This is a genomic window from Anaerosporobacter sp. (assembly GCF_965301125.1).
This window is the reverse complement of sequence record NZ_CBDLAM010000077.1, coordinates 14608-17086: the sequence shown is the minus strand read 5'-3', so window position 1 is coordinate 17086 and position 2479 is coordinate 14608. Positions and strand designations below refer to the sequence as shown.

At 31.7% G+C, this 2479-nt stretch carries 2 protein-coding genes; both read right to left on the bottom strand.

Annotated features, from left to right (window positions below):
- On the bottom strand, positions 1 to 671 hold a 671-nt coding region (locus ACW2QF_RS10130), incomplete at its 3' end, for a hypothetical protein (RefSeq protein ID WP_455715883.1).
- A gap of 289 nt (positions 672 to 960) precedes the next feature.
- Positions 961 to 2295, bottom strand: a complete 1335-nt coding sequence (gdhA, locus tag ACW2QF_RS10125) for an NADP-specific glutamate dehydrogenase (RefSeq protein WP_455715882.1) — start codon at positions 2293 to 2295, stop codon at positions 961 to 963.
- Positions 2296 to 2479: the final 184 nt, after the last annotated feature.

The window sequence follows — 2479 nt, the reverse complement described above, 5'->3', positions numbered from 1 at the left end:
CCCCATAATATGTTTCCGCGTAATTTTTCACGCTTTTCATCTTCTTTTATTTCATATCCAATTTTAAATGTTATTGGTGGAGCTATTTTTATTCCTGCTCTTGGTGAAATCGAAAATATTAATATTAATATTAATACTATAACAGAAAAAATTGTTCCGTTAAATATTATACTAGACGGTATTGTCGTAGTTTCTGTAGCTTTACCCATTGCCCATGAATAAATAAAATATATGTAATTTGCAATCATCCCAGCTATACAAAAATAGAGAGCGCTATTTTTGGTAAATAAAGTATAACTTGTTGTTCTTTTATGATTTTCTAGAATACTCTTTACTTTTTTATTAAAAACATGACTTTTATCACTATCATTCATACGGTATGTAACAACTACTGTGTTATTGTAATTATTAATAACGGAAATTGTTGTATCAAAAATTATGTCGTAATAATATTCCATGGTTATCATTAATCTACTAATTCTTCTTTCTTCAGAATTATCATAATCTAATAATTCGTCTAAAGAATCAAATTTTACTCTATTTCCGTTAATTAACCATGCATTATAAGTTATACTATCATAAAATTCCGACAAAACACTTTCTAATTCTTTCAATAATATTTCATCTACAACTAAAGCTTTTTTATATGATATTGAGCCATATAATTCCATATATTTCTCCTTTTTACATTATTATATCATTTTATCTATATATTCCTACTATAATAAACAGTTTTCAATGTTCTGATGTAACTAAGGATGTTTACACAGAAAAAACATTACCTGAATTACTTAATGAAATCAATAAAATATCATAACTATTACTGTATACCACTTGTAACCCACCTATATACATTTTGTAACCAATTATATTATTTTTACCTCTTGTCTTCCGTTTTATGAATATTCAGACAACAAGAAAAGCCCGTAAGCATCATACTTACGGGCTATTTTTATAATATTAGCAAACGCCTTGCGCTATCATAGCATCTACAACTTTCTCAAATCCTGCAATATTAGCACCTACTACGTAGTTACCTTCTGCATTATAGCGTTTTGCAGCATTATCTAAGTTGTGGAAAATATTAACCATAATTGTTTTAAGTTTAGCATCTACTTCTTCAAATGTCCAACTTAATCTTTCGCTATTTTGTGACATTTCAAGTGCAGATGTAGCAACACCACCAGCATTAGCAGCTTTACCTGGTGCAAATAATACTTTATTTGCTTGTAAGTACTCAGTAGCATCTAATGTTGTAGGCATATTAGCACCTTCTGCTACAGCGATACAACCGTTAGCAACTAGTGCTTTTGCATCTTCCAATAATAACTCATTTTGAGTTGCACATGGAAGTGCGATATCACATTTAACAGTCCATACACCACGACCTTCATGATATTCTGAGTTTGGTCTGTAGTCTTTGTATTCTGTTAATCTTGCACGTTTTACTTCCTTGATTTCTTTTAATGCGGCTAGATCAATTCCGTCTGGATCGTAAATCCAACCAGAAGAATCACTTACTGTAACAACTTTAGCACCTAATTGTTGTGCTTTTTCAGTAGCATAGATTGCTACATTTCCTGAACCAGATATTGCAACTACTTTATCTTTGATATCAATTCCATTACATTTTAACATTTCATCTGTTAGATATAATAGACCATACCCTGTTGCTTCTGTTCTTGCTAAAGAACCACCGTATGACAAGCCTTTACCAGTAAGAACACCTTCATATACTCCTCTGATTTTTTTATATTGGCCAAACATATAGCCGATTTCTCTAGCTCCAGTACCGATGTCACCAGCAGGAACATCTGTATCTGCTCCTATGTATTTACATAATTCTGTCATGAAGCTTTGGCAAAAGGCCATAATTTCTCTATCTGATTTACCTTTTGGATCGAAGTCAGAACCACCTTTACCGCCACCAATTGGAAGACCTGTAAGTGAGTTCTTAAAGATTTGTTCAAAACCTAAGAATTTGATAATACCAAGATTTACCGATGGATGTAGACGTAGACCACCTTTGTAAGGTCCAATTGAATTGTTGAATTGTACACGGAAACCTCTGTTCACTTGTACTTGTCCTTTATCATCGACCCAAGGTACTCTAAACATAAATTGTCTGTCTGGTTCCACGATTCTTTCTAAGATAGCCTCTCTACGATACTTTTCTTCATTCTCATCAATAACAGGTCTAAGAGATTCTAATACCTCTTTTACTGCTTGATGGAATTCTGGTTGGCTTGGATTTTTTGCAACTACTGATTCAATAACTTCATCAACGTAACCCATTCTTCATTCTCCTTTATTCTTAATCTAACCTGTATTGTAACTATTCAGTCCCCAGTTTATTCACAGTTATTCTGAAAAATTACATAAAATAAACTAAGATAACTAGTTAAACATTTGTTTTATCACATCACATTGTTAAAGTGATTAAAATAAAAAATTTTGTTTTTTTACATACGGACCTAAT

Coding starts and splice junctions, on each gene's coding strand:
- gdhA (WP_455715882.1), bottom strand. CDS start 2,295: ATGGGTTACGTTGATGAAGTTATTGAATCAGTAGTTGCAAAAAATCCA.